The organism is Parabacteroides faecalis (genome assembly GCF_022809355.1).
GTDB classification, from domain to species: domain Bacteria; phylum Bacteroidota; class Bacteroidia; order Bacteroidales; family Tannerellaceae; genus Parabacteroides; species Parabacteroides faecalis.
The window spans coordinates 126,433-132,847 of sequence record NZ_JAKZMM010000005.1; the positions used below are offsets into that span (position 1 = coordinate 126,433).

At 33.7% G+C, this 6,415-nt stretch carries 5 protein-coding genes; all 5 read right to left on the reverse strand.

The genetic code is table 11. The features are described 5' to 3' along the window. Positions 1 to 4: 4 nt before the first annotated feature. The 5 genes from MUN53_RS03225 to MUN53_RS03245 all read right to left on the reverse strand — a co-directional run bounded on the left by MUN53_RS03225 (position 5) and on the right by MUN53_RS03245 (position 6,334). Positions 5 to 1,219: a 6-bladed beta-propeller gene (locus tag MUN53_RS03225; protein WP_243323356.1), complete on the reverse strand. Its 1,215-nt coding sequence runs from the start codon at positions 1,217 to 1,219 to the stop codon at positions 5 to 7. 387 nt (positions 1,220 to 1,606) lie between these two features. Beyond that, positions 1,607 to 2,773 (reverse strand): 6-bladed beta-propeller, encoded by a 1,167-nt coding sequence (locus MUN53_RS03230; protein WP_243323357.1) that lies wholly within the window; start codon positions 2,771 to 2,773, stop codon positions 1,607 to 1,609. Between the two features lie 20 nt (positions 2,774 to 2,793). Further along, a complete protein-coding gene (locus MUN53_RS03235; protein WP_243323358.1) occupies positions 2,794 to 3,960 on the reverse strand; it encodes a 6-bladed beta-propeller in 1,167 nt (388 codons plus the stop codon). A 20-nt stretch (positions 3,961 to 3,980) separates the two neighbouring features. Beyond that, on the reverse strand, positions 3,981 to 5,147 hold the full coding sequence (locus MUN53_RS03240) for a 6-bladed beta-propeller (RefSeq protein WP_243323359.1): 1,167 nt from the start codon (positions 5,145 to 5,147) through the stop codon (positions 3,981 to 3,983). Positions 5,148 to 5,167: 20 nt separating this feature from the next. Then, complete coding sequence (locus MUN53_RS03245; protein ID WP_243323360.1) at positions 5,168 to 6,334, reverse strand: 6-bladed beta-propeller; 1,167 nt, start codon at positions 6,332 to 6,334, stop codon at positions 5,168 to 5,170. Positions 6,335 to 6,415 lie beyond the last annotated feature (81 nt).

Genomic DNA, 6,415 nt, shown 5'->3' on the forward strand with positions numbered 1-6,415 from the left:
GTCGCTATTTCAATTTATAGAATACAAAGACCGGATTCCCTTCTTCTTTTATTTCTTTTAATTCATTTGGAATCTCAATTAATCCTTTGTCTTTATATACTGATAATTCTGCTGGAGTAAAAGCTTGTACAAGTTCATTTCCAAAGATACTACCCCAAACAGGGAATGAACCAGTGCCTCGCATACCCGATAAACCATATTTGTAGGAAGCCAATGTTGGTAATTCTTTAAAAGGAAGAGGTAGTTGACAATGCTCTACTTCTAATTCTCCATTATTCTTTTCAACGGAAAGGATGGTATAATTGCCTTGATAACGACATCGGAAATAAAAATGTGTACCAGTTTCCAATATGTCTTGAACAAATATTTCCCGTCCGTCTCTTTTTAAACCACCCATATCTGTAAAATCTGTAACATCAGAGCCCCGAATAATTTCCTGATCTGAATTTTCCAATTTTAAGATACAAGCGACAGAAATAGTATCCATGCCTATCCGAAAGACAGTATCATTGGCTCCAGACTTAAATAAAATGGATTGATTGTCAAATGAAAGGGCAGAAGCAATATTGGCCGTAAATCCAGTTTTTTCGGCTGGTACTAATGGTGTATAAAAATTATTCTTATTGAATAATAGTTCGCCTGATTCTTTGAATGTTCCTATTCCGAAACTGCCTTGTTGAAAAGGTATAAATCCCATAGCTACAGCAGCAAAACGATCTGGTGCAATCATGCGGGTGTACATCATCGGCATTGGACTATTAATACGTTTTACTGGTTCTCCATCTAATGTAAAAGTCCATATACTACTTCCAAACAAATAAAGCCGGTTATTTTTCTCATCTACTTGCATACCAGCCAATGGTCCTGCAAATTCATTGGGCCCTTGTCCTTCTTTGATCAACGTCCGTATGAAATTTCCTTCTCGATCGAACAATACAATCCGCGACTCTCGAACAGGTAAAACATAAATATACTTACTTGTTACTGCATAATCATTAATACCATCAACCAATGATTCTTCATCGTCTGTTTCCTTTAATATGACAAATTGCGGATTTTCTATTTTCCCCTTCAATGAAATACCTTCCGGATGATCTATTGCACTACGAACATCTACTTCTGGTATATTTGTTTTCCCTGCATTTTTAGATTCAGTACAAGCCGACAAACCTAGAATAATACTGCAACAAGCGAGTTTTAATAACATTAGATTTTTCATAATCTGATATTTTTATTTGATAAATGAATATTTCAATAGGACTTCAGTTAAATTCAAATTCTAACAAGTACAATTCAAATATCATGCCAAATTCATAACCTGTTATATAATAGACATATATAGAAAAATGATAGAATCAACATCGTGCGATTCTGCACAAAAAACGTGCGAGAACGCACCAAAAACGTTGATGTTCGTTATTGAAATAAGAATTAGAAATGGTTAGAACTGATTTTACCTTAGTTTTTATTTCACACGTTCGTAAAAAACTATCATCAACTACCGGCAAACTACCAGACTGTGATTGCATTCCTTGGCTTCCTGCCAACAGAAGCATACAAACGAGGAAAAATACTTTTGTTTTCATAAGCGTGTCATTTTGATATTTCACTTCTTCGGCTTCACCAACATAATCACCCGGTTATCATCTTCACCCAATTTTGCAGCGATATCTTTCAGTTTACCTTTTAACTTTCCTTTTTCATAATCCCTGCAAAGTTCAAAAGCATCGATGGTAGCCCATAATTCGCCTTTGGCATTTATAGGGGTGAACATAACCATATATAATTCCCTTTTATAGGAATAATCGCCATTGTATATGATGTAACTGAAAAAATCCTTTTCTTGGGTATCATACACAAAGTAAGTCTTAGGGAAACCTTCTTCTTTCTTGAAATCATACACATTCTTGATGCTTTCCATGAAATAATAACGATCGGAAACCAACTTCAAAATCAGGTAAAATTCCGGATTCATGGTATGAACGGGTGGAGTTTTTGCAATAAATGGGTGCAAACTACAATCAGGCATTAATGTGTAAATTGTATCTGAAGAAGGTTCCAACAGAATCCAATTGCCCTTAAAGGGAGTTATTCTACTATAATTTCCAGGTCCGGCAGTTCTTATACCTCCTTCATACTTTAAAAGTTGGATAAATACTTTTTTCTCTTTAAATGGAACTTTAATCTCTTTGGTTATACTTCCGTCTTGTTTTGATATAAGTAAAAATGGTATCTCTTCATTCAATTCATCATAGCAAATTAAATTCTCTTTATCATAATTGAATATTTCCCAATAAAACAAAGATTTCCCTTTATCGTTCTGTTTAAAACTTCGTTTAAAATTCCCCTCCAAGTCATAAACTACTATTTTTTTTGCATAGTGATCGTTTACAAATAATTCATTATTTTCTTCATCTAATGTAATAGTTCTAAAAGATATATACTCTTTTCCTCCTTGTCCTTTATGGTTTATCTTACGGATGGCTTTTCCGTTCCGGTTATACACAAAAATATCACCGTCCTTCCTATAATTTGAGACTATTATATATTTTTCTCCAACAGCCTGTACATACCCTTGGTTAATAAACTCATCGTTAGTTTCCAACGGAATGTATTCCACATCCATAAAGTCCTGAAGAACCAGTTCTTTTTTAGGTGAATAACTGCTTTTGGTTACATCAACTGTTATAAAACCATCAGTCGATGCATTGTCACTTCCGCAACTTGTCATTACAAGCAGAAGGATTGTCTCGATATAAATCAATGTTTTCATAATCGTGTCATTTTGATATTTCACTTCTTCGGTTTCACTAACATAATCAACCGGTTATCATCTTCACCCAATTTTGCGGCGATATCCTTCAGTTTACCTTTTAACTTTCCTTCTTTATAATCTTTGCAGAGATCGAAAGCATCGATTGTAGCCCATAATTCACCTTTGGCATTTATAGGAGTGAACATAACCATATATAATTCCCTTTTATAGGAATAATCGCCATTGTATATGATGTAACTGAAAAAATCCTTTTCCTGGGTATCATACATAAAATACGTTCTCGGAAATCCTTCTTCTTTTCTAAAGTCGTACACATTCTTTACGCTTTCCATGAAATAATAACGATCGGAAATTAGCCTTAAAATCAGGAATAATTCCGGATCCAAGGTATGAACAGGCGGTGTCTTTGCTATAAACGGACGCAAACTGAAGTCGGGCATTAAAGTATAGATCGTATCTGAAGAAGGTTCTAACAGAATCCAATTGTTATTATAAGGAATTATTCTGCTATAAAGCCCAGGATTTGCACCTCTTGCTCCTCCTTCATATCTTAATACCTGATGAAAGAGTTTCTTCTCTTTAAATGGGGTTATAATCTCTTTGGTTATACTTCCATCTTGCTTTGATACAAGTAAAAACGGGATATCTGCATTACATTCATCATAACAAATCAGATTATCTTTATCGTAATCGATGATATCCAAATAAAACTGAGTATCGCCTTCTTGCTTTTGTTTAAAACTCCGCTTAAAATTTCCTTTCAAGTCATAAACTGTTATTTTTCTTGCCAAAAAATCATTTATAAATAGTTCTTCGTTCTCTTCATCCAGTGTAACACTTCTACAAGATATGTATTCTTCCCCACCTTGTCCTTTTCGGTTTATTTTACAGATGGCTTTACCTTTGCGGTCATATACAAAAATATCACCGTCATTATTATAGTTTCTTACTATTATGTATTTTTTGCCAATAGCTTGTACATAACCATGGTTAATAAACTCATCGTTTGTTTCTAATGGAATATATTCCACATCCATAAAGTCCTGAAGAACCAGTTCTTTTTTAGGTGAATAACTGCTTTTGGTTACATCGACTGTTATAAAACCATCAGTCGATGTATTGTCACTTCCGCAACTTGTCATTACAAGCAGAAAGATTGTCTCGATATAAATCAATGTTTTCATAAGCGTGTCATTTTGATATTTCACTTCTTCGGCTTCACCAACATAATCACCCGGTTATCATCTTCACCCAATTTTGCGGCGATATCCTTCAGTTTACCTTTTAACTTTCCTTTTTCATAATCCCTGCAAAGTTCAAAAGCATCGATGGTAGCCCATAATTCGCCTTTGGCATTTATGGGAATGAACATAATCATATATAATTCCTTTTTATAGGAATAGTCTCCATTGTATATGATGTAACTGAAAAAATCCTTTTCTTGGGTATCATACATAAAATACGTTCTCGGGAACCCTTCTCTTTTTCTAAAGTCGTACACATTCTTTACGCTTTCCATGAAATAATAACGATCGGAAATCAACCTTAAGATCTGGTAAAATTCAGGATTCATGGTATGAACGGGTGGAGTTTTTGCAATAAATGGGCGCAAACTACAATCAGGCATTAATGTGTATATTGTATCTGAAGAGGGTTCTATCAGAATCCAATTGTTATTATAAGGAATTATCCTGCTATAAAGTCCAGGACCGGCAGCTCTTGTTCCTTCTTTTTGTCTTAAAATTTGGAAAAATAATTTTTTCTCTTTAAATGGAACTTTAATCTCTTTGGTTATATTCCCGTCTTGTTTTGATACAAGTAAAAATGGTATTTCATTATTCAATTCATCGTAGCAAATTAGGTTTTCTTTATCAAAATTGAATATGTCATCATAGCTTCTACTACCTCCATCATTTTTCTGTTTAAAACTGCGTTTAAAGTTTCCCTCTAAATCATAAACAAATACTTTTTTAATAAAATGATCATCTATGAACATTTCATTATTATCTTCATCCAATGTAACACCACTACAGTAAGTATATTCTTCTGCTCCTTGTCCTTTACGGTTTATCTTACGGATGGCTTTCCCTTTCCGGTTGTACACAAAAATATCACCGTCATTTCTATAGTTTGTTACTATTATGTATTTTTCTCCAACAGCTTGTACATTGCCATGATTAACAAATTCATCGTTTGTTTCTAACGGAATATATTCCACATCCATAAAGTCCTGAAGAACCAGTTCTTTTTTAGGTGAATAACTGCTTTTGGTTACATCAACTGTTATAAAACCATCAGTCGATGCATTGTCACTTCCGCAACTTGTCATTACAAGTAGAAGGATTGTCTCGATATAAATCAATGTTTTCATAATTGTGTCATTTTGATATTTCACTTCTTCGGTTTCACTAACATAATTACCCCATTATCATCCTCACTCAATTTCGCAGCTATTTCTTTCAGTTTACCTTTCAGCTTTCCATCCTCGTAATCTTGACAAAGATCTGAAGCATTTAAGGTAGCACACAATCCACCTCTGGAATTTATTGGACTCAGCATAAACATATGTAACTCTTTTTTAGATGAATAATCCCCGTTGTATACAACATAACTGGAAAATTCCTTTTCTTGGGTATCATACAAAATGTGTGTTCTCGGAAATCCTTCCTTCTTTCCAAAATCAAAGACATTCTTTATATTTTCCATAAAATAATAACGATCGGAAACTAATCTTAGAATTAGATGAAATTCCGGGTTCATGGTATGGATTGGTGGTGTTTTCGCTATAAATGGGCGTAAACTATAATCGGTCATTAAAGTATAAATCGTGTCTGAAGAAAGTTCCAGCAAGATCCAGTTATCCTTATAAGGAATAATTCTACTATATTCTCCAGGCCCGACCACTTTTGTTCCTTCTTCATGCTGTAAAATTTGAAGAAGAAGTTTTTTCTCTTTAAATGGAACTTTAATCTCTTTAGTTATACTTCCATCCTGCTTGGATACAATCAAGAATGGTGTATCTTTATTCAATTCATCATAACAAATCAAATTGTCTTTATCGTAATTGTATACATTCCAATAGCTATGGCTTCCTCCTGTTTGCTTCTGCTTAAAACTTCGTTTGAAATTCCCCTCCAAATCATAAACTAATACTTTTTTAATAATATGGTCATCTACTAATATTTCATTATTTTCTTCATCCAATGTAATACCGCTACAAAACATGTATTCTTCTCCACCTTGACCTTTATGATTTATCTTACGGATAGCTTTTCCGCTCCGATCATACACAAAAATATCACCGTCGCGACCATAGTTTTTCACTATGATATATTTTTTACCAATTGCCTCTACTGCTCCCTGATTAATAAACTCATCATTAGTTTCCAACGGAATATATTCCACATCCATAAAGTCCTGAAGAACCAGTTCTTTTTTAGGTGAATAACTGCTTTTGGTTACATCGACTGTTATAAAACTATCAGTCGATGCATTGTCACTTCCGCAACTTGTCATTACAAGCAGAAAGATTGTCTCGATAAAGATTAATGTTTTCATAGGAGTATATGATTTATGAATGGAAATTGTATGAAACAGAATCTTATCTTTCTAGATTATTGTGTTCCTAAAACTTTTATT

Excerpts from the sequence above, each read along its gene's own strand:
- MUN53_RS03235 (WP_243323358.1), bottom strand. The coding sequence starts at position 3,960 with ATGAAAACATTGATTTATATCGAGACAATCTTTCTGCTTGTAATGACA.
- MUN53_RS03245 (WP_243323360.1), bottom strand. The coding sequence starts at position 6,334 with ATGAAAACATTAATCTTTATCGAGACAATCTTTCTGCTTGTAATGACA.
- MUN53_RS03240 (WP_243323359.1), bottom strand. The coding sequence starts at position 5,147 with ATGAAAACATTGATTTATATCGAGACAATCCTTCTACTTGTAATGACA.
- MUN53_RS03225 (WP_243323356.1), bottom strand. The coding sequence starts at position 1,219 with ATGAAAAATCTAATGTTATTAAAACTCGCTTGTTGCAGTATTATTCTA.
- MUN53_RS03230 (WP_243323357.1), bottom strand. The coding sequence starts at position 2,773 with ATGAAAACATTGATTTATATCGAGACAATCCTTCTGCTTGTAATGACA.